The sequence below is a fragment of the Streptomyces sp. CNZ301 genome (assembly GCF_004217425.1).
This window is the reverse complement of sequence record NZ_SHLG01000001.1, coordinates 4,886,022-4,911,229: the sequence shown is the minus strand read 5'-3', so window position 1 is coordinate 4,911,229 and position 25,208 is coordinate 4,886,022. Positions and strand designations below refer to the sequence as shown.

At 72.2% G+C, this 25,208-nt stretch carries 27 protein-coding genes; 15 read left to right on the top strand and 12 right to left on the bottom strand.

Features of this window, described 5'->3' with window-relative positions:
- Positions 1 to 38: 38 nt before the first annotated feature.
- On the top strand, positions 39 to 872 hold the full coding sequence (locus EV375_RS21200) for a class I SAM-dependent methyltransferase (protein WP_130300917.1): 834 nt from the start codon (positions 39 to 41) through the stop codon (positions 870 to 872).
- Between the two features lie 42 nt (positions 873 to 914).
- On the opposite strand, the gene EV375_RS21195 is transcribed toward EV375_RS21200, so the two are convergent.
- The 10 genes from EV375_RS21195 to EV375_RS21150 all read right to left on the bottom strand — a co-directional run bounded on the left by EV375_RS21195 (position 915) and on the right by EV375_RS21150 (position 12,331).
- Positions 915 to 1,313, bottom strand: coding sequence for a DUF2267 domain-containing protein (locus EV375_RS21195; protein WP_486588618.1), 399 nt, complete (start codon positions 1,311 to 1,313; stop codon positions 915 to 917).
- Positions 1,314 to 1,429: 116 nt separating this feature from the next.
- Positions 1,430 to 1,855, bottom strand: a complete 426-nt coding sequence (locus EV375_RS21190; protein WP_130302012.1) for an Hsp20/alpha crystallin family protein — start codon at positions 1,853 to 1,855, stop codon at positions 1,430 to 1,432.
- A gap of 113 nt (positions 1,856 to 1,968) precedes the next feature.
- Complete coding sequence (locus EV375_RS21185) at positions 1,969 to 3,177, bottom strand: CHAD domain-containing protein (protein ID WP_130300913.1); 1,209 nt, start codon at positions 3,175 to 3,177, stop codon at positions 1,969 to 1,971.
- 45 nt (positions 3,178 to 3,222) lie between these two features.
- Positions 3,223 to 5,535, bottom strand: coding sequence for an RNA degradosome polyphosphate kinase (locus EV375_RS21180; RefSeq protein WP_130300911.1), 2,313 nt, complete (start codon positions 5,533 to 5,535; stop codon positions 3,223 to 3,225).
- Positions 5,536 to 5,860: 325 nt separating this feature from the next.
- On the bottom strand, positions 5,861 to 6,778 hold the full coding sequence (gene mshD, locus EV375_RS21175) for a mycothiol synthase (RefSeq protein ID WP_130300909.1): 918 nt from the start codon (positions 6,776 to 6,778) through the stop codon (positions 5,861 to 5,863).
- Between the two features lie 119 nt (positions 6,779 to 6,897).
- A complete protein-coding gene (locus EV375_RS21170; protein ID WP_130300907.1) occupies positions 6,898 to 7,629 on the bottom strand; it encodes an NAD(P)H-dependent oxidoreductase in 732 nt (243 codons plus the stop codon).
- A gap of 110 nt (positions 7,630 to 7,739) precedes the next feature.
- Entirely contained in the window at positions 7,740 to 9,224 is a 1,485-nt protein-coding gene (locus EV375_RS21165; protein ID WP_130302011.1) for a sensor histidine kinase, read from the bottom strand.
- A 71-nt stretch (positions 9,225 to 9,295) separates the two neighbouring features.
- Complete coding sequence (locus EV375_RS21160) at positions 9,296 to 10,051, bottom strand: response regulator transcription factor (RefSeq protein WP_130300905.1); 756 nt, start codon at positions 10,049 to 10,051, stop codon at positions 9,296 to 9,298.
- 165 nt (positions 10,052 to 10,216) lie between these two features.
- A complete protein-coding gene (locus EV375_RS21155; RefSeq protein WP_130300903.1) occupies positions 10,217 to 11,254 on the bottom strand; it encodes a LacI family DNA-binding transcriptional regulator in 1,038 nt (345 codons plus the stop codon).
- Positions 11,255 to 11,554: 300 nt separating this feature from the next.
- Positions 11,555 to 12,331 carry a response regulator transcription factor gene (locus EV375_RS21150; protein ID WP_130300901.1) on the bottom strand — a complete coding sequence of 259 codons (777 nt, stop codon included), beginning with the start codon at positions 12,329 to 12,331 and terminating at the stop codon, positions 11,555 to 11,557.
- A 150-nt stretch (positions 12,332 to 12,481) separates the two neighbouring features.
- On the opposite strand from EV375_RS21150, the gene EV375_RS21145 reads away from it, so the two are divergent.
- From EV375_RS21145 to ygfZ, 11 genes are all read left to right on the top strand, one after another.
- Positions 12,482 to 13,435: an alpha/beta hydrolase gene (locus EV375_RS21145; RefSeq protein ID WP_486588617.1), complete on the top strand. Its 954-nt coding sequence runs from the start codon at positions 12,482 to 12,484 to the stop codon at positions 13,433 to 13,435.
- Positions 13,436 to 13,586: 151 nt separating this feature from the next.
- Positions 13,587 to 13,853, top strand: a complete 267-nt coding sequence (locus EV375_RS21140) for a MoaD/ThiS family protein (RefSeq protein ID WP_130300897.1) — start codon at positions 13,587 to 13,589, stop codon at positions 13,851 to 13,853.
- On the top strand, positions 13,850 to 14,833 hold the full coding sequence (locus tag EV375_RS21135) for a hypothetical protein (protein WP_130300895.1): 984 nt from the start codon (positions 13,850 to 13,852) through the stop codon (positions 14,831 to 14,833). The genes EV375_RS21140 and EV375_RS21135 overlap by 4 nt, the downstream gene beginning before the upstream one ends.
- A 162-nt stretch (positions 14,834 to 14,995) precedes the next feature.
- Complete coding sequence (locus EV375_RS21130; protein ID WP_130300893.1) at positions 14,996 to 15,706, top strand: LmeA family phospholipid-binding protein; 711 nt, start codon at positions 14,996 to 14,998, stop codon at positions 15,704 to 15,706.
- Positions 15,707 to 16,028: 322 nt separating this feature from the next.
- Positions 16,029 to 16,112 carry an Ms5788A family Cys-rich leader peptide gene (locus EV375_RS29845; RefSeq protein ID WP_486588764.1) on the top strand — a complete coding sequence of 28 codons (84 nt, stop codon included), beginning with the start codon at positions 16,029 to 16,031 and terminating at the stop codon, positions 16,110 to 16,112.
- 344 nt (positions 16,113 to 16,456) lie between these two features.
- A complete protein-coding gene (locus tag EV375_RS21120) occupies positions 16,457 to 17,296 on the top strand; it encodes a sulfurtransferase (RefSeq protein WP_130300891.1) in 840 nt (279 codons plus the stop codon).
- Between the two features lie 78 nt (positions 17,297 to 17,374).
- Positions 17,375 to 17,662, top strand: coding sequence for a DUF1416 domain-containing protein (locus EV375_RS21115; protein ID WP_028437798.1), 288 nt, complete (start codon positions 17,375 to 17,377; stop codon positions 17,660 to 17,662).
- Positions 17,663 to 17,783: 121 nt separating this feature from the next.
- Positions 17,784 to 18,161 (top strand): DsrE family protein, encoded by a 378-nt coding sequence (locus EV375_RS21110; protein WP_055483943.1) that lies wholly within the window; start codon positions 17,784 to 17,786, stop codon positions 18,159 to 18,161.
- 566 nt (positions 18,162 to 18,727) lie between these two features.
- Entirely contained in the window at positions 18,728 to 19,345 is a 618-nt protein-coding gene (locus EV375_RS21100) for a heme-binding beta-barrel domain-containing protein (protein WP_130300889.1), read from the top strand.
- Positions 19,346 to 19,367: 22 nt separating this feature from the next.
- A complete protein-coding gene (locus EV375_RS21095) occupies positions 19,368 to 19,904 on the top strand; it encodes a Fur family transcriptional regulator (RefSeq protein WP_130300887.1) in 537 nt (178 codons plus the stop codon).
- A gap of 92 nt (positions 19,905 to 19,996) precedes the next feature.
- The gene (gene ygfZ / locus EV375_RS21090) at positions 19,997 to 20,968 is read left to right on the top strand and encodes a CAF17-like 4Fe-4S cluster assembly/insertion protein YgfZ (protein ID WP_130300885.1); all 972 of its coding nucleotides are present in this window, start codon (positions 19,997 to 19,999) and stop codon (positions 20,966 to 20,968) included.
- A 62-nt stretch (positions 20,969 to 21,030) separates the two neighbouring features.
- Here ygfZ and dtd read toward each other — a convergent pair whose 3' ends face one another.
- Complete coding sequence (gene dtd / locus EV375_RS21085) at positions 21,031 to 21,456, bottom strand: D-aminoacyl-tRNA deacylase (protein WP_130300883.1); 426 nt, start codon at positions 21,454 to 21,456, stop codon at positions 21,031 to 21,033.
- Positions 21,457 to 21,616: 160 nt separating this feature from the next.
- Between dtd and EV375_RS21080 the strand changes: the two genes are divergently transcribed.
- From EV375_RS21080 to EV375_RS21070, 3 genes are all read left to right on the top strand, one after another.
- Complete coding sequence (locus EV375_RS21080; protein WP_130300881.1) at positions 21,617 to 22,162, top strand: RsiG family protein; 546 nt, start codon at positions 21,617 to 21,619, stop codon at positions 22,160 to 22,162.
- Positions 22,163 to 22,423: 261 nt separating this feature from the next.
- Positions 22,424 to 23,386, top strand: coding sequence for an asparaginase (locus EV375_RS21075; protein ID WP_130300879.1), 963 nt, complete (start codon positions 22,424 to 22,426; stop codon positions 23,384 to 23,386).
- 223 nt (positions 23,387 to 23,609) lie between these two features.
- Complete coding sequence (locus EV375_RS21070; RefSeq protein WP_130300877.1) at positions 23,610 to 24,860, top strand: GNAT family N-acetyltransferase; 1,251 nt, start codon at positions 23,610 to 23,612, stop codon at positions 24,858 to 24,860.
- A 121-nt stretch (positions 24,861 to 24,981) separates the two neighbouring features.
- On the opposite strand, the gene EV375_RS29230 is transcribed toward EV375_RS21070, so the two are convergent.
- Complete coding sequence (locus EV375_RS29230) at positions 24,982 to 25,158, bottom strand: hypothetical protein (RefSeq protein WP_165434787.1); 177 nt, start codon at positions 25,156 to 25,158, stop codon at positions 24,982 to 24,984.
- Between the last annotated feature and the right edge of the window lie 50 nt (positions 25,159 to 25,208).

The window sequence follows — 25,208 nt, the reverse complement described above, 5'->3', positions numbered from 1 at the left end:
GTCCGCCGCATGCGTGCCGTCCCCGTACGCTCATTGGCATGACAGCCCGCCCCACGACCCGTTCCATCGGGAACGTGACGCGGGGAACCACCGGCCCCAACCGGCTGCGCCGCATGGACCGGTGGATCGCCGCCGTCCACGCCCCGCAGCTTCGCCGCCCGCTCCCGGACGGCACGCTGCCCGGCGCCCGGCAGCCGGTCGCGGTCGACCTGGGATTCGGGGCCGCCCCGTGGACCGCCGTCGAACTGCTGCACCGGCTGCGCAAGGTGCGCCCGGGAGTGCACGTCGTCGGGGTCGAGATCGACCCCGAGCGGGTCGCCACGGCGCGGCCGTACGAACGTGACGGGCTCACCTTCGTGCGCGGCGGCTTCGAGGTGCCGCTCCCGGACGGGGCGCGCCCCGTGCTGATCCGCGCCGCGAACGTGCTGCGCCAGTACGAGGAAGCCGAGGTCGCGCCGGTGTGGGACCGGCTGTGCGGGCGCCTGGCGAGACCCGGCGGGCTGCTGGTGGACGGCACCTGCGACGAGATCGGACGCCGGCACGTATGGGTGGCGCTGGGGCCCGAGGGGCCGCGCACGGTCACCTTCGCGGCGCGGCTCGCGTCGCTGACGACGCCGTCCGACCTGGCGGAGCGGCTGCCCAAAGCGCTGATCCACCGCAACGTTCCGGGGGAACCGGTGCACGCGTTCCTGCGCGACTTCGACCGTGCCTGGGCGGCTGCCGCCCCCTACGGCGCGCTGAGCGCCCGGCAGCGCTGGATACGGGCGGTCGGGGCGGTGGCCGGGGAGTGGCCCGTGACGGACGGGCCGCGCCGGTGGCGGCAGGGCGAGGTCACCGTCGAGTGGTGGGCCCTCGCCCCGCGCGGCGGCTGACAACTTCAGAACTCTGCGCGGAGAGACCGCGGATGCCGCACTTCAGGCGGCGCTCGCCAGTTCGGCACGCCCGAAGAGCAGGGCGTATCCCGGAGGCAGGTCGTCGAGCACCTGGCCGGTGAGGGCGTCGCCGCACACTTCCGCCAGCACCGACAGCACCGAGCCGGCGTCCCAGCGGGCCGTCGCGGACGTCGCGCCCTGCAAGCGCCCCTGGACCGACTCGACGAACTCCGGGCCGGTGAGCGGCTTCGTCGCCGGCAGCTGGTACCTCAGCGACTCTGCGGCCGTGGCGGGCAGCTGCGCTGCGACCAGCTCACGGACCTCGTCGCTCAGGTGACCGCCGAGCGCCGACAGTATTAACCGGACGACCTGCTTGGTCTGCTCGTCCGACGTGTACCGGCCGTGCTCACGGACCCGGGCCACTAGTTCGCTCCACTGCATACCTGTTTGTCCCTTTCCCTTTCTCATTCGTTCGACCTTGGAGGCCGCTCTCCGTCGTGCCCAGGAGAGCGGCCTCCAATGTGCAGCAGAGTCGGAGATCACATGAGAGCCAGGTCTCACCCGGAGAGCTGCTTGGCGCCCGAAGTGCCTCCGCTGATCTCGATCTTGCGGGGTTTCGCCTGCTCGGCGACCGGGATCCGGAGAGTCAGCACACCGGAGTCGTAGGAGGCGTCGATGCGCTCGGAGTCGAGGGTGTCGCCCAGGAAGAGCTGGCGGCTGAAGCGGCCGGAGGGGCGCTCCGCGGCGATCAGCTCCGCGTCCTCGGGGGCGGGCGAGCGGCGTTCGGCGTGGACGGTGAGGACGTTCCGCTCGACGTCGAGATCGATGGTCTCGGGGGCGACGCCGGGGAGGTCGAAGTGGATCACGAACTCGTCGCCGGAACGGTAGGCCTCCATCGGCATCCCCGCGGGGCGCGACTGGGTTCCGAAAACCTGCTGGGTGAGGCGGTCGAACTCCCGGAACGGGTCGGTACGCATGAGCATCACTGGTCATCTCCTTCCGTGGATTGCACGTCGTGCGATGCCATGTGTCTTGTTATATACACCAACCCAAGGAAAGTTGACAACTGGAGACTCAACCAGTGCCCTTGACCAGGTCAGACGGCCTGCTGTGCGGCTTCCCGCTGCGACGCCGACCGCTCGCCCTTCATCGCCCGGTGCCACAGCACGCCGAACTCGCGCCGAGCCGCCTCGGCCTCCTGACGCTGGCCCGCGTGGAGCACGCCGAGCGCGTACGCGGTGGCGGGTGCGATGCGGGGCGTGCGGGCGGCGGCGGCCGCCGCCTCGGCCGCCTCCACCGAGTCGCGGTACCGGTCGAGCGCGGCGCTCGCCTGCCTGAGCAGCGGGTCCGGACCGTCCGAGCCCGCCGCCCCGCGTCCCTCGCCGCCGCGGCGGGTGGCACCGGCAGTGGCACCGGCAGTGGCACCGGACGTGGCACCGGACGTGGCACCGGACGTGGCACCGGACGTGACATCGGCGGGGACACCGGCGGTGGCATCGGAAGGGGCACCGGCCGCGTGCAGCACCTCCTGCGCGTAACGGTGGTGCCGCAGCAGGGTCCGCACGTCGAGCAAAGCGGCGTCCTGCCTGCTCTGCAGGTCGGAGCCGCCCCGCGCCTGCGGGACCCCGGGGCCTTTCCGCCCGTCGCGCGCCTCCTGCCCGTCCGGCGGCCGCGCCGACGCCCGCGCCGACGGCGGCAGAGCCTCGACCGCGCGGACGAGACGCGTCCTCGCGCGTTCCGCCATCGGCACGAGCACGGCACCCGCACTGCCCTCCTCCGCGCCCGCCGCCAGCGGCACCTCGTACGCCAGCACGGCCACCGCGTCCGCGACCGCGTGGAAGCGGGAGGAGACCAGGGTCTCCAGCGCGGCCGAGTGGGCGCGGTTGCGGGCCAGGGTGTGCTGCCGCTCCAGCAGCGCCGCCGCCCGGTCCCCGCCGGCTCCCTCGACCGCCAGCCGGTGCAGCGCGGTGAGCAGCCGTGTCTGACGTGCGGCACAGCGGTGCTCGCGGGCGAGCGTGCCCGAGACATGGCGCAGCTCACCGCTCAGTTCGTCCGCCCAGGCGGCGTCGACGAGCGGACGGTACGTGAGGAGCGCGGAGCCTATGCGCCTGGACGCACGCCGCAGCTGACGCACCGCTTCCTCCGCCGCGGCGGCCGTCTGCGCGCTGCCCGCGTTCTCCCGGTGCATGCGCAGGCTGCGCATGAAGCCGGCCGCCCACGCGTGCAGACTCTCGCTGAGCACTCCGGCCGGATCAGCGCTCTCCAGCGCCGCGGGCACGGCGAGACCGCCCGCTTGTCCCGTCACGGCTGCGTCACCCCCTCACCCCCGTCGTTGCGAACTCCGTGTCCCTCAGCCGGGCGCCGGTCCGCGCCGGCGCCTGCGGCGCTCGATCATCGATTCCTGGATGTTGCGCAGCGGGCGGCCCTCCGCGTCGTGCGCGTGCCGCGTCCACTCCCCGTCGGGACCGAGGTGCCACGAACTGGTGTCGTCGGACATCCCGGTCTCCAGCAGCTTCGTCAGCGCCACCCGGTGCGCGGGATCGGGTACGCGCACGAGCGCCTCGATACGGCGGTCGAGGTTGCGGTGCATCATGTCGGCGCTGCCGAGCCACACTTCCGGGTCGCCGCCGTTCCCGAAGGCGAATATCCGCGAGTGCTCCAGGAACCGGCCGAGGACGCTGCGCACCCGCACCGTCTCGCTCAGGCCCGGGACGCCGGGGCGCAGCGCGCAGATGCCGCGCACCCACAGGTCCACGGGCACGCCCGCGCGGGAGGCGCGGTAGAGCGCGTCGATGACCGCCTCGTCGACGATCGAGTTGACCTTGAGGCGCACGTACGCCGGCTCTCCCGCGCGGTGCTGGTGGATCTCCCGCTGGATGCGCGCGATCAGTCCGTCCCGCAGCGAGGTGGGCGCGACGAGCAGCCTCCGGTAGGACTCGCGCCGCGAGTAGCCGGACAGCCGGTTGAACAGGTCGGACAGGTCCGCGCCGACCTCCTGGTCCGCGGTGAGCAGCCCAAGGTCCTCGTAGAGGCGTGCCGTCTTGGGGTGGTAGTTGCCGGTGCCGACGTGGGCGTAGCGGCGCAGGGTCTCCCCCTCCTGCCGCACCACCAGCGACAGCTTGCCGTGCGTCTTGAGCCCGACCAGGCCGTGCACGACGTGGCACCCGGACTCCTCCAGCTTCCGCGCCCACTTGATGTTGGCCTGCTCGTCGAAGCGTGCCTTGATCTCGACGAGCACCAGCACCTGCTTCCCGGACTCGGCGGCGTCTATCAGGGCGTCGACGATCGGCGAGTCGCCGGAGGTGCGGTAGAGGGTCTGCTTGATCGCCAGTACGTCCGGGTCCGCCGCCGCCTGCTCCAGGAAGGCCTGGACGGAGGTGGAGAAGGAGTCGTATGGGTGGTGCAGCAGCACGTCACGCTCGCGCAGCGCGGCGAAGACGTCCGGCGGCTGCGCGGACTCCACCTGCGCCAGATCGCGCTGCGTGCCCGCCACGAACTTCGGGTACTTCAGGTCCGGCCGGTCCAGGTCGTGGACTATCCCGGACAGCCCCGTCAGATCCAACGGCCCCGGCAGCGGACAGACCTCCGCCTCGGAGACGTTGAGCTCCCGCACGAGCAGCTCCAGCACGTACGGGTCGATCGACTCCTCGACCTCCAGACGCACCGGAGGGCCGAAGCGGCGGCGCAGCAGCTCCTTCTCCAGCGCATGGAGGAGGTTCTCGACGTCGTCCTCCTCCACCTCCAGGTCCTCGTTGCGCGTCACCCGGAACATGTGGTGCCCCAGCACCTCCATGCCGGGGAACAGCTCCTCCAGGTGCGCGGCGATGACGTCCTCGACGGGCACGTACCGGTGCGGCGAGGCCTCCAGGAAGCGCGAGAGCAGCGGCGGAACCTTCACGCGCGCGAAGTGCTGGTGCCCGCTGACCGGATTGCGCACGACGACGGCGAGGTTGAGCGAGAGCCCGGAGATGTACGGGAAGGGATGCACGGGGTCGACGGCGAGCGGTGTGAGCACCGGGTAGATCCGCTGCCGGAAGAGGGTGAAGAGGCGGGCCTGTTCCTTCTCCGTCAGCCCGTCCCAGCGGATCAGGTGCAGGCCCTCCTCGGCGAGGGCCGGTGCGATGACCCGCTGGTAGCAGCCGGCGTGCCGTGCCATCAGCTCGCGCGAGCGCGTCCAGATCTGGTCCAGGACCTCGCGTGGCTGGAGTCCGGACGCGGAGCGGGTGGCGACGCCTGTCGCGATGCGGCGCTTGAGACCGGCCACGCGGACCATGAAGAACTCGTCCAGGTTGCTGGCGAAGATCGCGAGGAAGTTGGCGCGCTCCAGGAGCGGCACCTCCTCGTCCTCGGCGAGCTCCAGCACTCTTTCGTTGAACGCCAGCCAGCTGCGTTCACGGTCGAGGAACCGGTCGTGGGGCAGGTCGTCCGCGCCGCCGTCCGCCTGCCCGGCCGGGGCGTCCGCCGGGTAGATGTCCGGGTCGGAGTCGAGATCCGGGGCGAGGTCGGGGACGGTGCCGCCGCCGTTGCGGCCGGTGGGCAGGGCGGGCGGGACGGCGTACGCGACGCCGTCACGGTTGTCGTCGTCGGGGCCCTGAAGGCTTCCGGGACGAGATTCGACGGAGGAGGGGGACTCGGATGCGGCTCGCGAGGTGGGCTCGCTCATCACTCCATTGTTCCGCGCGCCGGCGGCTGCGGCAGGGGCACGGAGGCGACGGGCGGGGAGCTGCATTCCGTGATGCTCACAAGCCCGTCTTAATCAGCGGTTACGCGCACATGGCCACCGGGCGAGCGCCACACCACCGGCACACGCCGCGGGAAATCCTCGCGAGCGGCCCGCGGCCCCGGACCGGGGTCAGCACGCAGCCGCACGCCGGAGGGAGCCGGGCACGGAGCCGCGCCGCAGGGGACGGTACGGCATTCCGGCCGCCTCGCGAGCATCCCCCGTGGGTGCAGCCGCGGGGGCGTCCGCGCAGCGACCGTGGGTGCGCTCAGCTCTCCGTGCGGTACATCAGGTCCGTCTCGTACGTCGTGAAACCCAGCCGTTCGTAGACGCTGACGGCCGCGAAATTGTCCGCGTCCACGTAGAGCATCGCGGTGGGCAGCCCCCTGTCACGCTCCAGGTGGCGCAGCCCGACCGCCGTGAGCGCCTTGCCGAGGCCGCTGCCCTGCTCCCCGGGAGCCACGCCCAGCACGTAGACCTCGCCGAGCTGCTCCGCGCTGTGCACCTTCGTCCAGTGGAAGCCGACCAGCGTGCCCTCCCGCTCCGCGAGGAAGAAACCCGACGGGTCGAACCAGGGCTGCGCCTTCCTGTCGTCCAGGTCGCGCTGGGTGAGGCTGCCCTGCTCGGGGTGGTGCGCGAACGACGAGGCGTTCAGGGCCAGCCATGCCGCGTCGTCCTCACCGGGACGGAAGGTGCGGAGCGTAACCCCCTGTGGGAACACCGGCTCCGGCAGTTCGGGAACGGGAGCTCCGCCCGCGGACGCGGTCAACGGGCGCCGCATCTGGCGCAGTTCGCGGAACAGGCTGAGCCCGAGCACCTGCGCCAGATGCCGTGCGGCGGGGTGGCCGCCGTGCGCCCAGACCCGCAGCCGCTTGCCGGACTCCTTCAGCAGTGCCTGCCCGAGCTGACGCCCGTAGCCGCGTCCGCGGTGCGCGGGGTGAACCGCGAACTCGCCGGTCGGCGGTTCGACGGGGTCGGTGTCCTCTAGCTGTGCGTAGCCGACGAGTTCGCCGTCCTGCCGCAGCAGGAGATGCCGCACCCCGGCGCGCGGTCCGCCGCGCAGCTGGAGCCGGCCCTGCTCGGAGAGGGGGGACTGACCGTCCGTACGGGCCGACTCGTCGATCAGCGACTGCGCATCCCGCACGACGTCGGCCGACGCCTCGTCCACTACCACCACGTCGCTCATGAACACGACCTTACGAGACGCGGACGACACTCCATCGCCCGCCCGCCTCCCGTCCGTCACGAACGCGGCGGCAACGCCGAGGTCCCGCCCCGGTCCGTGACGGACGGCCACGGCCGAGGTCAAGCAGCGGAACCGTACGGGGACTTGGCGCGCGCATCACGCAGCGCGTTCCCCCACCACTCCAGTTGGCGCAGCATCCCCTTCGCGGCGGCCGCGCTGCCCTCCTCGTCGCGGGGGCGGCCGTCCTCGTCGAAGCGTTCCCACGCCATGTGGAAGCTGAGCGTCTCGCGGACGGTGACAGCGTGCAGTTCGGCGAAGACCTGCCGCAGATGCTCCACCGCGCGCTGGCCGCCGGCCATCCCGCCGTACGAAACGAACCCGGCGGGCTTGGCCTGCCACTCGTCACGGAACCAGTCGACGGTGTTCTTCAGCGGCGCCGGGAAGCTGTGGTTGTACTCGGGAGTGACGATCACGAAGGCGTCCGCGGCGCCGAGCCGCCGGGACAGCCCGCTGTGCACGGCCTCCACCCGGGGCGGCAGCGGCTTGCCGAACTCCGGGAAGGCGACGGGCAGTTCGTGTTCCGCCTCCGCAAGGTCGATCACGTCGACGTCGTATGAGCCGTACTTGCGCGCCTCGTCGGCGAACCAGGCCGAGACGACCGGGCCGAACCGGCCCGCCCTGACGCTGCCGACGATGACGGCCAGCCGCAGCCGCCCGCCGGGCCCCTCCGGCCCTCCGGTGGTTGTCGCCGTCCCTTCCCCGGTCTCCGCCGCGCCTGCGGTGCCCGCCGCGGCGGAGGCCGCCGTTCCTGCGGTGCCCGCCGTACCTGCCGTGTCCGATGTGCCTGTCATGGGTCTGCTCCCTCTATTCGGTCTCCGGGATGCGGCTTCCGGTGCGCACGCCGTGACGTGCGGCTGCCGCGAGTGACCGAGCCAGGCTCAGACATGAAGTTCAGTTGAAGTCAAGCTTTGCCGCTCCGGCCGCCGCGCCGCGCGCCGCCGTCGGTCTCCGGCTCCGGGCCCGCCCCGGGCACCGTCCCGGGGCCGGGCACCAGCCCGCCGCCGGGCACCGCACCGCCCCCGGCCTCCGGCTCCGGCTCCGCCTCCGGTTCCGGCTCCGGCGATCCCGGCAGGTCCAGCACGGCCACCGTGCCGCCGCCCTCCGCCGGCTCCAGGGAGACCTCACCACCCGACTGCCGCGCCGTACGGGCCACGATGGACAGCCCGAGCCCCGAGCCCGGCAGACTCCGCGCCGACGGCGAGCGCCAGAACCGGTCGAAGACATAAGGGAGTTCGTCGTCCGCGACGCCCGGACCGCGGTCGCGCACCCACAGCGTGCCCCCGCTCAGCACGGCCTCGACGGTGCCGCCCTCCGGGCTGAACTTCACCGCGTTGTCGAGAAGGTTGACGACGGAACGCTCCAGCGCCGCCGGCTCCCCGTGCACGAACCACGGCTCCGTCCGCACCGTGACCGCGATGCCGGCGCTGCGCAACCGCACGCGTTCCGCGGCCCGTTCGGTGATGTCGTGCAGCGCGATGCCCGCGACCGGGCCGCCGAACGGCGGCATCTCGCGGGAGAGTTCCTGCAAGTCCCCGACGAGCGCCCCGAGTTCACTCATCTGCGCCCTGACCGACTCCAGCAGCGCCCGGCGGTCCTCCGCGGGCAGCGAACGACCCGTCTCCTCGCTCCGCACGAGGAGTTCGATGTTGGTACGGAGCGAGGTCAGCGGAGTGCGCAGCTCGTGCCCCGCGTCGGCGATGAGCTGCTGCTGCAACTCGCGCGAGGAGGCCAGCGCCTCCGTCATCGAGTTGAACGAGCGGGAGAGGCGGGCGATCTCGTCGTCGCCCTTGGCGGGAATGCTCACGCCGAGGTCCTCCGTACGGGCGATGTGCTCGACGGCGCCGGTGAGCCGGTCCACGGGCCGCAGCCCCGCCCGCGCCAGCACGACTCCCGCCCCGGCGGCGGCGAACACACCGGTGCCTCCGACGAGCGCGAGGATCAGCGCGAGGTTCCGCAGGGACCTGTCGGTCTCCGTCAGCGGCCGCGCCACCGACACCGCCACGTCGGTGCCCTCGACGGGCGTGGTCAGCACCCGGTAGTCGGGCCCGGAGCCGCCCTCGCTGCGGGCGGTGTGAACCGACTCGTCCTGCCGGTGTTCCGCCACGCGCTCGTCGCCCTGCGAGACCTCGACCCTGCTGCCGACGATCACGCAGCTCCTGCCGTGCCGGTCGACGACCTGGACGGTCGCGTCGAAGGGGTTGGGGGCCCGCTCGTCGGCCGGCGAGCACTGCCCGGAGCTGAGCTGACCGACGACGAAGCTGGGGTCGACACGGCTGTTGCTGCGCAGCGACTCGTCCAGCGAACCGATCAGCTGTGCCCGTACGAGGAACCAGCAGGCCGTCGCGCACGCCGCCACCGCGAGCGCGACCGTCACCGCCGCGAGCATCGCCAGCCGGGAACGCAGCGCCGGAGCCGGCAGCCGGAACCGGCGTCTCGCGCCCGCCGCACGCGGCAGCCTCACGCTCCGTCGTCCCTGAGCACGTAGCCGACGCCCCGCACGGTGTGCACCAGGCGCGGCTCACCCCCGGCCTCGGTCTTGCGGCGCAGATACATCACGTACACGTCCAGGGAGTTGGACGACGGCTCGAAGTCGAATCCCCAGACAGACTTGAGGATCTGCTCCCGCGTGAGCACCTGGCGCGGGTGCGAGAGGAACATCTCCAGCAGCATGTACTCGGTGCGGCTCAGCTCCACCGTGCGCGGGCCCCTGGTCACCTCCATCGTTCCGAGGTCCATCCGCAGATCGCCGAAGGCGAGGGATTCGGTGCCGGCACCGCGGCCTGCGGGAGCGCCGCCCACGCGTGCTCCTCCGTCCCCGTCGGCGCCCGCCTGCTCCCGTGCGTACGAGGTGCGCCGCAGCAGTGCCCGTATGCGCGCCAGCAGCTCGTCCAGCTCGAACGGCTTGACGAGATAGTCGTCCGCCCCGGCGTCGAGGCCCGTGACGCGGTCGCCGACCGTGTCGCGCGCCGTCAGCATCAGGATGGGCGTGCGCCTGCCCGTGCCGCGCAGGCGGCGCGCGACGGACAGCCCGTCCATGCGCGGCATCAGCACGTCGAGCAGGATCAGGTCCGGTCCGTACGACGCCGCCTTCTCCAGAGCCTCCAGGCCGTCCCCGGCGAGTTCGGTGCCGTAGCCCTCGAAGGCGAGGCTGCGGCGCAGCGCGTCCCGCACGGCGGGCTCGTCGTCGACGATCAGCACCTTCATGGCCACCATGAACCCAAGCCTCGCACCGTGCACGCGTGGGCCGCGTGTCAGTCGTGTCACAGGGCAGGCGTGCGGCCGGGGCGCGGGCGGTCCGGAGAGGCGGCAGGGAGCCGGAAACAGCAGGTGGCGCGGGGGTGGGCCGAGGCTTCAGCGGCGCGGAGGTGGGCCGAGACGTCAGCGGCGCGGAGGTTCCCCGCACCCGCACGAGCGCCGCACGACGAGCCCGGCCGGGAACTGCCGCACCCGTTGCCGCTGGGAACCGGCGACCCGCAGCCCGTCGTCCAGGACCAGATCGACGGCCGCCTTCGCCATGCCCTCGCGGTCGGAGCCGACCGTGGTGAGCGGCGGGTCCGTCAGTCCCGCCTCCTTCACGTCGTCGAAGCCGGCGACAGCCAGGTCCTGCGGGACGTCCAGGCCGAGTTCGCGCGCCGCGCGCAGCACGCCGAACGCCTGGTCGTCGGTGGCGCAGAAGACGGCGGTGGGACGGTCCGGGCGGCTCAGCAGGTCGAGCGCCAGTTGATAGGTGCCGTACCGGTTGTACGGGGCCTGGTAGAGGCGGCCGTCCACGGAGCACCCGGCCTCCGCCATCGCACGGGACCAGCCTTCGACGTGGTCGGTGACCGGGTCCCCCGACTCGGGAGTGGAGTCGATGCCGCCGAGGCAGGCGACGTACTCGTGGCCGTGCTCCAGCAGGTGGCGGGTGGCCAGTTGCGCACCGCCGACGTCGTCGAGCACGACCGCCACGTCGTCGATGGCCTCGGGGCGGCGGTGCAGCAGCACGACGCGGGCGTCCCAGGCGTCTATCTCCACCGCGGCGTGCTCGCTGGGGCCCTGGCTGATGAGGATCAGACCCGAGACGCGCATCCCCAGGAAGGCCCGCAGGTAGTGCACCTCGCGCTCGTCGAGGTAATCGGAATTGCCGACGAGGACCATCTTCCCGCGCTCGGCGGCGGCCTGCTCGACGGCGTGGGCGAGCTCCGCGAAGAAGGGCTGCCGGGCGTCGGGGACGATGAGACCTATGAGGTCCGTGCGGCGCGAGGCCATCGCCTGCGCGACCCTGTCCGGCCGGTAGCCCAGCTCCTTGATGGCCGCCAGCACGCGCTCACGCGTGGCCGGAGCGACGGGCCTCGGCCCGTTGTTGATCACATAGCTGACGACCGCGGTCGACGTACCCGCAAGTCTTGCCACATCGTCCCGCGTCACCCTGGCCACCCGGGCAGTCTACGCGTGGAGCATCCGGCCGTTCAGGGGCCTCTGCGTTCCGGCCCGGGGCGCTCCGGGCGCCCGCCCACCGGCCGCTCCGCGAGCGGACTCGCGGGCTCCGCGGCGGACTGCGCGGGCTGACTGCGCGGACGCCGGCCCCGCGCACATCCCGGCCCCGCGCACATCCTGGCCCCGCGCCCTCGGCACCTCTCCGCCCGCGCCGAGCAGGCCGTGTCAGTCGCAGATGAACCTGTCAGGGCACCTGACCCAGCAACCTGACAGGGCCACCTGTCACAGCAACCGCTCAGGTCACCCGGCACCCTCGCCCGCGGCCTCCCGCACCAGGCGGGTGGCCTCGTCGGTCACGGCACGCGCGTCGGCCTTCGCCTGCTTCTCCTGCGGCGTCTTCCCCTCCTTCTCCGGGGAGACGAAGCGGTATCCGACGTTGCGTACGGTGCCGATCAGCGACTCGTGCTCGGGGCCGAGCTTCGCGCGCAGGCGCCGTACGTGCACGTCCACGGTGCGGGTGCCGCCGAAGTAGTCGTAGCCCCACACCTCCTGAAGCAGCTGGGCGCGGGTGAAGACGCGGCCCGGGTGCTGCGCCAGGTACTTCAGCAGCTCGAACTCCTTGAAGGTCAGGTCCAGGACCCGTCCCTTCAGCTTCGCGCTGTAGGTGGCCTCGTCGACGGACAGGTCGCCGTTGCGGATCTCGGTCGGCTCGTCCTCCGCGCCGCCCTGCATCCGGCCCAGGGCGAGACGCAGCCGCGCCTCGACCTCGGCGGGACCCGCGCTCTCCAGCAGCACGTCGTCGACGCCCCACTCCGCGGTGACGGCGGCGAGACCGCCCTCCGTGACGATGAGGATCAGCGGGCATCCGGGGCCCGTCTGGTGCAGCAGCTGGCACAGCGAGCGCACCTGGGGCAGGTCTCGGCGCCCGTCGACGAGGATGGCGTCGGCTCCGGGGGTGTTCACGAGAGCCGCCCCTTCGGCCGGTGCCACGCGCACGTTGTGCAGCAGCAGACCGAGGGCTGGGAGCACTTCGGTGGAGGGCTGGAGGGCGTTCGTCAGCAGGAGTAGCGAACTCACGTCAGATCCTTCCTCGGTCCCGCGCGGGACCTCGGTACGGCTCGGCACTGCTTCGTACGTATGCGCTCCTGAAGGCACAGGCTCCTGAAAGCACAAAAGGACCCGGGGGCGGCGCTGCCCGGATCCTTCACTCAGAGCAGAATAGCGGACATGGGTGACGATGCGGAGTGTGAGTTCGCTCGCTCCCGTGCCGGCGCCCGGGAGGCAGGCGGCCGAGACGGGTCGGCCGGGGGTACCACCAGGCCCAAGGAAAGAGCGGTCCTACGGACCTCCGACGGGGTGCGGATCGAGGCCGCCCACGACCCGTACGAGGGCCCCGGCGGGAGCGCGGAGGCCCCGGGTGCGATCGTGCTCGCACACGGCTTCAGCGGTTCCGTGGACCGGCCGGCGCTGCGCCGGGCCGTGCGGGTGTTCGCGCAGTACGGAGCCGTGATCACCTTCTCGTTCCGTGGACACGGCGGCTCCGGCGGTCACTCGACGGTCGGCGATCTCGAAGTCCTCGATCTGGCCGCGGCGGTGGGCTGGGCCCGCTCCCTGGGCCATGCCCGGGTCGCGACGGTGGGCTTCTCGATGGGCGGCTCCGTCGTCGTCCGGCACGGCGCGCTGCACCGTCCCGAGGCGCACGAGGGGCGCACGGTCGCACGACCCGGCACGAAGCACTCCGCGCCCGGCCTCCCGGGGGCCGCCGAGCACTCGGACGCCGTGGTGGCCGTGAGCGCACCCGCCCGCTGGTACTACCGCGGGACCGCTCCCATGCGGCGGCTGCACTGGGCGATCCAGCGACCGGTGGGACGGCTGGTCTGCCGCTACGGCCTGCGCACCCGCATCCACCCCCACGACTGGGACCCTGTACCGCTGTCACCGGTGGCCGCCGCACCGCTGCTGGCGCCGACCCCCTTGCTCGTCGTCCACGGCGACCAGGACCCGTACTTCCCCGTCGACCACCCCGACTCCCTTGCGGCGGCGGCCGATCCGGACTGCACCGAGCTGTGGCTGATCGAGGGCTTCGGTCATGCCGAGAACGCGGCGGAGCTGGAACTCCTGCACCGGATCGGCAGTTGGGTCGGCCGTCAGTGGCCGGACCCCGCCACGGGCCCGGCATGATGGGTCGCGCAACGACGCGCGATCCGTACGTACGGACCCGTCCCGTGCTGCCGGCAGCAGGACCGTGAGGCGGACCGCAGCCGGCGGAGCGGCGGCACGGCAGGACGGCGCGGTCCCGCGGGACGGACAGGCTGAGAGGGCAGGACCCACGATGGCGAGTGGCACGATCCGTTACTGGGCGGCGGCGAAAGCCGCCGCCGGTACGGCCGAGGAGCACTACGAGGCAGCGACGCTCGCCGACGCGCTGGACGGCGCCCGCGAGCGTCACACCGAACGTCCGGACTTCGCGCGTGTGCTGCTGCGCTGCTCCTTCCTCGTGGACGGCGACCCCGTCGGCAAGCGCGAGCACGACGCGGTGCGGCTCAGCGAGGGCGGCACGGTCGAAGTCCTCCCGCCGTTCGCCGGGGGTGCCGCATGACCGAGAACTCCCGCTCCCGTCCTGGCAGGCAGCACCAGCACCAGCACCAGCCGCAGTCGCCGTCGCAGTCGCGTTCCGGCGTGTACGGGCAGTCCCAGCCGCTGCCGTCCGCCATCACCGCCACCGGCACCGGCGGGGGCACTGGCACCGGTGCCAGCACTGCCGGCACTGGCAGTGGCGGCAGTGCGCGGGCGGACGCTCCGCCGGCCCGCTCCACCGGATCGCCGCTCATCGCTCCCGGGCTGCTGCCCGCAGCCGTGACCACGGCGCTCGCCCTCCTCGTCGCCGGTGCCGCGCAGATCGGCGGGGCCGCGCTCGCCGTCGCCGTCGCGCTGCTCCAGGCCGTGACGGCGGCCGGCTGGTTCCGCCTGAACGGGATGTGGCCGGCCCGCCAGGGCATCGCGCTCGCCTTCCTGGCGGGAGTGGCGACGGACGTCTCCCTGCTGCTCGCCGACAGCGGCCACGCGCCCGCCGTGATCATCGGGACGCTCGGCCTGTGGTGTGTGCTGACGCTCGTGCTGCATCTGCGCAACCTGTCCGGGCCGGACGAGCGGCTCTACGCGCTGACCGCGGCGTTCACGGCGACCGCCCTCACGGTGATCGCGGCCGGTTTCCTCGCCTCCCTCGACGCGGCGACGGCCGACGCCGTGACGGCCGGTGCGGCCGCCGTGGCAGTCGCCGCGCTGGCCCGCGCACTGCCGCTGCCGCCGTTCGTCTCACCCGCCGTCGCCCTGTTGGCGGCCGCGGGAGCGGGAGTCGCAGCCGGGCAGCTGACCGTGCTCGGCGGTGACGGCGCGGCGACCGCTCCGGCGGCGGCGGGCGGCGTGCTGGGGCTGGTGACGGGCGGATGCGCGCTGCTGGGCCTGCGGGTGGCGAGCTACGACTACCCGTCGCGCTTCGTGCACATGACGGCAGGTGTGGCACTGCCACTGACCCTGGCAGCGCCGGTCGTCTATCTGTTCGGCAGAGCGTTCGTCTGAGTGCTGCCGGGTTAGGCTCGCTGCTGTCCCGGAGGCTGTGAGGCCGCGTGAGGCCGTCCCGGCTTTCTCCGGGGCCGACAGCCCTTCCCCTCGGCCCCTCGGGGCCCGGGCGGGACCCTCATCAAGCACGGAAAGCCGCCCGGGAGCAGGGAGAGAACGCAGATGCGCGCACTACGCAGAGGGCTCATCGTCCTCTTCGTCCTCGCGGTGCTGTTCGTGGCCGCCGACCGGCTGGCGGTCAATTTCGCCGAGGACAAGGCCGCCGAGAAGATCAAGACCTCCCCCGGCATCGCGTCCGCCGGGAAGACCTCGGTCGACATCAAGGGCTTCCCCTTCCTCACCCAGGTCGCGGCGCAGGAACTCGGCGAGGTCGACGCCGAGATGAGCGGCCTGAAGGCCGAGGCCTCCGGCGGCCGGCTGAAGGTCAACCGCATCGACGCGAAGCTTCAGGACATCCGCTTCAGCGGCGACTTCTCCTCGGCGGTCGCCGGCCGGGCGGACGGCACGGCGTTCGTCTCGTACGGAGAACTGACCAAGGCCGCCCTCGACGGCGTGAAGGTGGGCTGGGGCGGCAAGGACGGCAGCGGCCAGGGCAGGGTCAAGGTGAGTGCCGGTGTCACGGTGCTCGGCCAGAGCTTCCAGCGCAGCGTGACGAGCACGGTCAGCGTCGCGGGCGGTGACACGCTGAGGCTGCGGGCCGACAAGGTGCCGGGTGCGGACATCCCCGGTGTCGAGAACGCGATCCGCGGCAGGATCGACTTCGAACGGAAGATCGCGGGGCTCCCCGACGGGCTCGAACTGAAGAAGGTCGAACCCACGGTCGAGGGCATCGAGCTGACCGTCGGCGGCAAGGACGTGAAGCTCGGCCGCTGACGTGGTCCCGGCCGGGACCGGCCGCAGACCGGCCACGGCCGCTGACTGATCACGGCTGACCGCGGCCCCGTTCACGGGCGGTCCGGCGGGCACGGGCGGGGCGGTTGCCGCCGCGGCCGCGGCCCCCTGGCCGCGTCCCTGGAGCCGTCCCACTTCACGAGACAGCAGCGTCCGCGGCAGCGGCTCCCGGACTGCCGCGCGAGCACGCGGGCCCCTCCGCGGAGGCGGCGGGGCGAACAAGCGTCCCAAAAAGCGGTCGATCACGTCTCACGATGTGGATTCGCGGTGACACGGACCCTCCGCCGTCCTTACGATCGTCCCCATGAAGCGACAGGCGGACCTCACGAAGCGGCGTGCAGTCGACCTCTGCCGCGTCGCCGCCATGCTCTGTCGCATTTCCTCCTGACGGCTGCCGGCCCGCCGGAGTTCGCCCGAACCCGGTCGAATGCCGAGCGCGAGTGCGCTGTCCTCGCCCTGGGCCTGGGGGTACCACCCAGGCCGAAGGCCCAGGTGGAGGCCCGGAAGGCACCTCCAGCCGTTCGTCCCGCCCCGCCGGTTCCCCGGCCACCGCACGGTCTTCGGTGCCGCGCGGCCCACGCCCCCGACGTACGTGCGCGTCCGCATCGCCGTCCCGATACCGCATCCGATTCCGCACCCGTACTCCCCCACAGCTCCGCGTGGGAGGTACCCCCTCCCACAGCTCCGCGTGGGAGGTACCCGTCATCCGCTATCTGCCTCGGAGGAGAAACCATGAGCCGCAGTGACGTCCTCGTCGACGCCGACTGGGTCCAGGACCGCGTCGACGACCCGAAGACGGTCATCGTCGAGGTCGACGAGGACACCTCGGCCTACGACAAGAACCACATCAAGAACGCAGTGCGCATCGACTGGAAGCAGGACCTCCAGGACCCGGTCCGCCGCGACTTCGTCGACCAGGCGGGCTTCGAGAAGCTCCTGTCCGAGAAGGGCATCTCCAACGACGACACGGTCGTCCTCTACGGCGGCAACAACAACTGGTTCGCCGCATACGCCTACTGGTACTTCAAGCTCTACGGCCACCAGGACGTGAAGCTGCTCGACGGCGGCCGCAAGAAGTGGGAGCTGGACTCCCGCGACCTGGTCGCCGAGGTGCCCACCCGCGCGAAGACCGACTACAAGGCCAAGCCGCAGGACACCTCCATCCGCGCCTTCCGCGACGAGGTCGTCGACGCGATCGGCACCAAGAACCTGGTCGACGTGCGCTCCCCCGACGAGTTCAGCGGCAAGCTGCTCGCCCCGGCCCACCTGCCGCAGGAGCAGTCCCAGCGCCCGGGCCACGTGCCGAGCGCCCGCAACATCCCGTGGTCGAAGTCGGCCAACGACGACGGCACCTTCAAGTCCGACGAGGAACTGAAGGAGCTGTATGAGGGCGAGGGCGTCGACCTGGGCAAGGACACCATCGCCTACTGCCGCATCGGTGAGCGTTCCGCTCACAGCTGGTTCGTCCTGCACGAGCTGCTGGGCCAGCAGAACGTCAAGAACTACGACGGCTCCTGGACCGAGTACGGCTCGCTGGTCGGCGTCCCCGTCGCCGTCGGCACCGAAGACTGACCGGCCTCCCCCCGGCCCTTGCGGCCCTGGGGGCACCCCCAGCCGGACCCGATCCGATCAGAACCGAAGGGAACTTCCATGTGCGGAGCCAAGGCAGGCGGTCCCGACGCCTCCACCATCAAGCCCGGTGAGACCACGATCCAGGGCAGCGTGACACGCGACGGCGAGCCCGTCACCGGGTACGTGCGGCTGCTGGACGCCGGCGGCGAGTTCACGGCGGAGGTTCCCACGTCCGCCACCGGCCAGTTCCGCTTCTACGCGGCCGAGGGCACCTGGACGGTCCGCGCACTGGTGCCGGGCGGCACCGCGGACCGTACGGTCGTCGCGCAGGACGGCGGTCTGTCGGAGGTCGCCATCGCCGTGTGACCAGCGGGTACCTCCCCCCAGGACCGCAAGGCCCAGGGAGGAAGGGCCGCGCCCGGGTACGCCCGGTGCGCGGCCCTTCGTGCGCGCACGGCCGGGCCCGTCCGCGGCATAGGCTTGCCGCATGGCAGCAGCATCAGCAGGCAAGAAGCTCGTGATCAAGGTGACGGCGGGCGCGGACGCGCCGGAACGCTGCTCACAGGCCTTCACCGTCGCCGCGGTCGCGGCGGCCAGCGGAGTCGAGGTGTCGCTCTGGCTGACCGGGGAGTCGGCGTGGTTCGCACTGCCCGGACGGGCCGAGGAGTTCGAACTGCCGCACGCGGCGCCGCTGCCGGAGCTGATCTCCGGGGTGCAGGCCGGGGGCCGGATCACGCTGTGCACGCAGTGCGCCGCCCGCCGCGGCATCGAGGAGAAGGACGTGCTGGAGGGTGTCCGCATCGCGGGCGCCCAGGTCTTCGTCAGCGAGATCATGGGTGAGGGCGTGCAGGCGCTCGTCTACTGACGCGCCCTTCGCTCTTTTCCCGTCCCGTCGCTCTTTTCCCGTCCCGTCGCTCTTTTCCCGCCCGGGCGTCCGCCGCGTCCGGCGCATCCACTGCGTCCGTTCATTCCGGTACATCGGGTACGTCCGGTACGTCCCGTGGGCCTGCCGTCTCCCGGACAGGCCGTGTACGGGGCCTTCCGCGACGCCGATTAGACTCGGGCCCGTACGGCGTCCCACGTCCCCCGCGGGGCGGCCCGTACGCAGAGGAACACCCACGACGAACGATCCGAGGAGCACACCCCGTGCTTGAGGCATTCTTCACCGCGCTGATGGTCCTGGTCTGCGTCGGCACCGTGGCCTTCGCCGGTCTCGCGTTCAAGAAGCTCTACCAGGGCCAGCGCTAGGCGCCCTCCCCCTGGGCCTGGCGGCCCGGGAGGTACCCCCACCCCTGGGCCTGGCGGCCCGGGAGGTACCCCCACCCCTGGGCCTGGCGGCCCGAGAGGTACCCCAGCGCAGAAGCCCCCCGGGCCCATCGGCCCGGGTTGCACCCCCACCGGCCACCGTCCGCACCGACCGTCTGAGTTCCCATGATCGAGATCCCGTCCGACCTGCACCCGGACCTCGTCCCCCTCGCCTTCCTGCTCGGCAACTGGCAGGGCGCGGGCGTCGCCGCCCTCGGCTGGGGGCACCTCCCAGCGGTAGCTGGGGGAGAGGACGGCCCCGGCACCGACAAGTGCAACTTCGGGCAGGAAGTCACCTTCAGCCACGACGGCCGTGACTTCCTCGAGTACGTCTCGCACAGCTGGCAGCTCGACGAGGAGGGCGAGAAGGTCCGCCCCCTGGAGACCGAGAGCGGCTACTGGCGCATCGACTCCGAGCACAAGGTCGAGGTCGTGATGATCCGCGACCAGGGGATCGCCGAGGTCTGGTACGGGGAACTGGCCGACCAGAAGCCCCAGATCGACCTCGCCACCGACGCGATCGCCCGCACGCCGTCATCCGCCGAGTACAGCGGAGGCAAGCGCCTCTACGGCTACGTGAACGGCGACCTGATGTGGGTCGGGGAGCGCGCCGCCCCCGGAGTGCCGCTCCAGCCGTACATGTCCGCCCAGCTGAAGAAGGCCGTCGACCTGCGTGAGATCGCCAAGGACCTGAGTGAGAAGGAGGGCGATCTGCCCGACGACGGCATCGCCTTCTTCAAGTGAGCGGCGGTTCTACACTGTCGATGTGGTGACGACCGACTGGCAGAGCGACCTGAGGGCGCGCGGATACCGCCTCACTCCGCAGCGCCAGCTCGTGCTGGAAGCCGTCGACAAGCTGGAGCACTCCACGCCCGACGACATCCTCGCCGAGGTGCGCCGCACCGCGGGCGGCGTGAACATCTCCACCGTCTACCGGACCCTCGAGCTCCTCGAGGAACTCGGTCTCGTCTCGCACGCGCACCTCGGCCACGGCGCCCCGACGTACCACCTCGCCGACCGGCACCACCACATGCACCTGGTCTGCCGGGACTGCACGGAGGTCATCGAGGCTGATCTGTCGGTGGCCGAGCCGTTCGCGGAACGCCTGCTCGCCACCTTCGGCTTCGACACCGACATGAAGCACTTCGCCATCTTCGGCCGCTGCGCGAAGTGCTCCGCGCAGACCTCCGGGACCGCGGAACCGTCGGACTCGGGCTCCGGGCCGGGAGGGAAACCGGCGCCCGGGCCCCGGGACGCGGAGGCCGGGGAACGCTCCTGCAAGGGCGGCCGCGGGCCGTCGTAGTCTGGTCGTATGTCCTTCAACCTCCCCCTTGGGCCTTGCGGCCCTGGGGGTACCCCCATCCGCTGCTTCCTCGTGCTGTCCGGTGATGCCGCATGAACTCCCCCCTGCTGTCGTTGCCCGGCGCCGTCGCCGCCGAAGGCCAGGACGAAGGTGTCGCCGCGCACTACGGCGACCTCTTCCGGGAACAGCGGTCCCTGGCCGAGGGCGAGGGCTTCGTCGACCTCTCCCACCGCGGAGTCGTCACCGTCTCCGGCGCGGACCGGCTCTCCTGGCTGCATCTGCTGCTGACGCAGCACGTCAGCGAACTCCCGGCGGGGCACGCCACGGAGGCCCTGATCCTCTCGGCGCACGGGCACATCGAGCACGCGCTCTACCTCGTCGACGACGGGGAGACGGTGTGGATGCACACCGAGCCCGGCACACAGGGCGCGCTGATCGCGTACCTGGAGAGCATGCGCTTCTTCTACCGCGTCGAAATCGCCGACCGGACCGAAGAGTTCGCCGTCGTGCACCTGCCGGCCGGCTCCATCACGGAGACGCCGGAGGGGACCGTCGTGCGGGAGACGGCGCACGGCCGTGACCTGTTCCTGCCCCGCTCCTCCCTGAAGTCCTTCGCGGAGTCCGGCCCTTCGGCGATCGGCCTTCTCGCGTACGAGGCGCTCCGCGTCGAGGCCCGCCGCCCGCGGCTGGGCATGGAGACCGATCACCGCACGATCCCGCACGAGCTGGGATGGCTGGGCACGGCCGTGCATCTCGAGAAGGGCTGCTACCGCGGCCAGGAGACCGTCGCCCGCGTGAACAACCTCGGCAAGCCTCCCCGCCGGCTCGTCTTCCTCCACCTCGACGGCAGCGAGGTGCGCCTCCCCGTGCACGGTGACGCCGTGCGGCTCGCCGGCGACGGACCGGACGGGCGCAAGCTCGGCTTCGTCACCACCTCCGCCCGGCACCACGAACTCGGGCCCATCGCACTGGCGTTGGTCAAGCGCAACGTGCCCGTGGACGCGACGCTGGAGGTCGGCGAGGACGCGACGGCAGCGGCGCAGGAGGTCGTGGTCGCACCCTGACGGAGGGCGGGCGCAGGGCCGGCGGAGCCGAGGGATCGGCTCTCGAGCGGCACCGGGGCGGTTCAGACCTCGAGCAGCACCGTGAAGGGGCCGTCGTTCGTCAGCGACACCCTCATCTTGGCGCCGAAGCTGCCCGTGGCCACCTCGGCTCCCAGTTCCCGCAGCCGCTCCACCACTTCGTCCACCAGGGGCTCCGCGACGGGACCGGGGGCCGCCGCGTTCCACGTGGGCCGGCGGCCCTTGCGCGCGTCGCCGTAGAGCGTGAACTGACTGACGACGAGGAGCGGCGCACCCACGTCCGAGCAGGACTTCTCGCCCTCCAGGATCCTCAACGACCAGAGCTTCCGGGCCAGTTGAGCCGCCTTGGCCGTCGTGTCGTCGTGGGTCACGCCGACCAGAACGCACAGTCCCTCGCCGGCGATCTCCCCGGTCGTCCGTCCGTCCACGACGACACTTGCGCCGTCCACTCTCTGCACCACAGCTCGCATGGCAGCCATCATGCACTGCGGCTCGGTGATCCGTTCGTATGGTCCGGATGGGTGTGAGATCGCTGCACCGAAGCACCCCGCAGTGGCACGATGCGTACACGCGGTACGTACCGCTGCTCTCATCGCTATTGGGGCAATAAGGACGAAGGGGACACCTTCCATGAGCGCAACCGGCGCCGCCCGCACCCCCGGCCCGGCCACCACCCCCGGCCCGGCCGGCCCCGCCGAGGTGCCCGATCTGCCCGGGATGCAACTGCCCCAGCTGCGCGCCCTCCTGCGGGACGCCAAACAGGAGGAAGGCGAGCTCAGTTACGTACGACGGCTCCTCCAGGGGCGCATCGACATCCTCCGGGCCGAGCTCACCCGGCGCAGCGCCCCCGGCTCGCCGCTGCTGGACCTGCTGCCGCAGATCCTGGCGGACGGCCCGTCCAGCCACCGCAGCTCCGCACGGCACGTGACGCTGAGCACACCGCAGAGCGACGAATACCGCTCCCTGGCCGAGGAGATGCTGGCGCAGGTCGAGCTGAGCGACCTCTCCGCCCGTACCGACCAGGAGCTGCACGACGCGATGGCCCGCCTCGCCGGCTACGAGCAGCACGTCTCGCAGCGGCGGCAGGTGATGCAGCGCACGGCGGACGGATGCAGCAAGGAGATCGCACGCAGGTACCGTGAGGGCGAAGCGCAAGTGGACGACCTGCTCCCCTGAGTCCCCTGCACTCCCAGCAGTCCCCGCCTCCTGACCCACCCGGATCCCCGGCCGACGGCCCGCGCGTCCCCGCACGCACCGCGCCCCCGCCCGCCCGGGCGCCCGGGCGCCCGCGTGCCGGCCCGATCCCGGGCGGGCCGGGGCGAAGTGCCCGGGAGGAGACCGGAGAGGCCCGGAGAAACCCGGAGCTGCCCGGGGGTGCCCGGAGCTGCCGGAGGACGAAGCCGGGGAGCGGGTCGGTGAACTGAAAGGCTCCCGCCCATGCCGTCCGAGATGCCCCCCGTACTCGCCGAGGTCGTACGCTCCGGTTTCGTCGAGGGACACCACCGCGGCTCGCTGATCGTCCTCGCGGCCGACGGCAGCGTCGAGCTGTCCATGGGCGACCCCGGCGCCCCCTTCTTCCCGCGGTCGTCCAACAAGCCCGTGCAGGCCGCCGCGATGCTGCGGGCAGGGCTCGAACTCCGCGGGCCGCGGCTGGCGCTGGCCACCGCGAGCCACTCGGGAGAACCGTTCCATCTGGAGCTCGTGGGCAAGATGCTCGCCGAACACGGCCTGACCGAGGACCTTTTGCAGTGCCCGCCCGAACTCGCCCTCGATCAGGGTGAGATGACGCGGGCCATCGTCTCCGCGGGTTCGGAGGAGGCGGCGCGCAGCCGCCTCGCGATGAACTGCTCCGGCAAACACGCCGCGATGCTCGCCACTTGCTCGGCGAACGGCTGGCCCCTGGAGACCTACCTCGAACCGGCCCATCCGCTCCAGGAGTTGATCGCGGAAACGCTCGAATCCCTCTCCGGCGACCGCGTCTCGCACGTCGGCACGGACGGCTGCGGCGCCCCCCTCATGGCGATCACACCGGCCGGGCTGGCGCGAGTCTTCCGCAACCTCGCGCTCGCGCCCGCCGAGAGCCCCGAGGGCCGGGTCGCCGAAGCGATGCGTGCACACCCCGAGTACGTGGCGGGCACGCAGCGGATCGACACCTGGCTGATGAGCGAGGTGCCCGGGGCCGTCGCGAAGGTGGGGGCGGAGTCCGTGCAGGCGGCGGCTTTGCCCGACGGACGCGCCCTCGCCTTCAAGATCTACGACGGCGGCAACCGCGCGGTGGGCCCCGTGCTGGCCCGCACGCTCGCCCTGCTCGGCGTGGACTCCCCCGTACTGGAGCGCATCGCGGACTCACCGCTGCTGGGCGGCGGCCGGCGGGTCGGCGAGGTGCGCGCCGCGTTCTGACGGGGGCGGTTCCGCGGGTGGCGCTTCCGCGGATGACGCTTCCGCGGGTGGCGCTTCCGCGGGTGGCGCTTCCGCGGGTGGCGCTTCTGCGCGTGGCGGCGGGACGGGCCGCGGCGCGTTCGCGGGGGAGCTCGTGAGCCGGGATGCGGCCGTGGTCCGGCTGTGGCCGGGCCGGCCCGTAATCCAGGTGCGGCAGCCGCCGCACCGCCATACCGTGACGCCCATGAGCTTGGAGATCCGCACCCTCGCCTCCCGTGACGAACTGCCCGAGTGGTACCGCGCACTCGCCGTCGGCTTTCTCCGCGGCGGCTCGGCGCCCGAGGAGGAGGCGGCGGCACTCGGCCGCCACGTGGATCCGGACCGCACGCAGGGCGCCTTCGACAGAGGCCGGTGCGTGGGCACCTTCCGTACGTTCTCCCAGGAGCTGACGGTCCCCGGCGGCACCGCCCTGCCGTCCTGTGCCGTCACCAACGTCACCGTCTCCCCCACCCACCGGCGCCGCGGTCTGCTCACGCGCATGATGGGCAGCGCACTGGGCGCCGCGAAGGAGCGCGGCGACGCGTTCGCCTCGCTCATCTCGGCGGAATACCCGATCTACGGCCGGTACGGCTTCGGCCCGGCCTCCTGGACCTCCAAGTGGGAGGTCGACGTCTCCCGCTCGGGGGTCGACCCGCGGCACTCCGGCCCGGACGACGGCAGCAGGCTGGACCTCGCCGACGGCGAGGAGATCCGCCGTGTCGGGCCCGCCATGCACGAGCGTTTCCGCACCCAGGAGCACCGCCAGGGCGTGATCGACCGGCCCGACCGCTGGTGGGCGCGGCACACCGGTCAACTGCGCTTTCCCGCCGACGAGTTCACCGCTCCCTTCCACGCCGTGCACCGCAACGCGCAGGGCGAGCCGCAGGGCTTCGTCTCGTGGACCGTGCGCGAACGCTGGGACAACAAGCTCCCGCACAACACCGCCGAGGTGCAGTGCCTCACCGCCCTCACTCCGGCCGCGGAGCGCGCGCTGTGGCTCTTCGTGCTCTCCGTCGACTGGATCACGCGCGTACGTTCCGGATACCGCGCCCCCGACGACGTGCTGCCGCTGCTGCTGCCCGACCCGCGGGCGGCCCGGCTGGACACCCACGCCGACTTCCTGTGGCTGCGCCCCCTCGACGTGCCGCGCATGCTGGAGGCCCGCAGCTACCCCGTCCAGGGCAGGCTCGTCCTGGATCTCCACGACGAGGCAGGGCTGGCCGGCGGCTGCTACCTGCTGGAGGCCGGCCCGGACGGCGCGACCTGCAAGGCCACGGACGAGGACCCCGATCTCACCCTGGACGTCGCCGAGTTGGGCACCCTGTACCTCGGCGACGAGTCCGCCGTGCGGCTCGCCTCGCTGGGCCGCGTCGAGGAACGCCGTGAGGGTGCCGCCCTGTCGGCGGACACCCTCTTCCGTACGCCGCGCCGCGCCTGGTGCCCGGACATCTTCTGACTCGGCTTGCCGCTTGCGCGGCCTCGTTCGCGGGGTGGCGCCACCCTCTGCGCGGGGCGGCGCCACCCCGGACCGGCACGCGGCGCGCGGAAGGCGTGGGTCGGTACCGCGCGCCGCGTGGTCAGACGATCAGCATCGTCAGTACGACGGCGCCGATGCAGCTGCACGTGACGTTCTTCGCCTTGACACCGACGCTCAGCAGCACGAAGCCGATGACCCCGACGGCGCCGAACTGCCACTCCACAAGTTGCTCGAATCCGATAGCGGCCGCCGCGAGAGCGAGAGCGAACACAGGCATGGCATCCCCCTTCGTTCGACAACGGGCCCGTACGTCGTTGGACAGGCGGG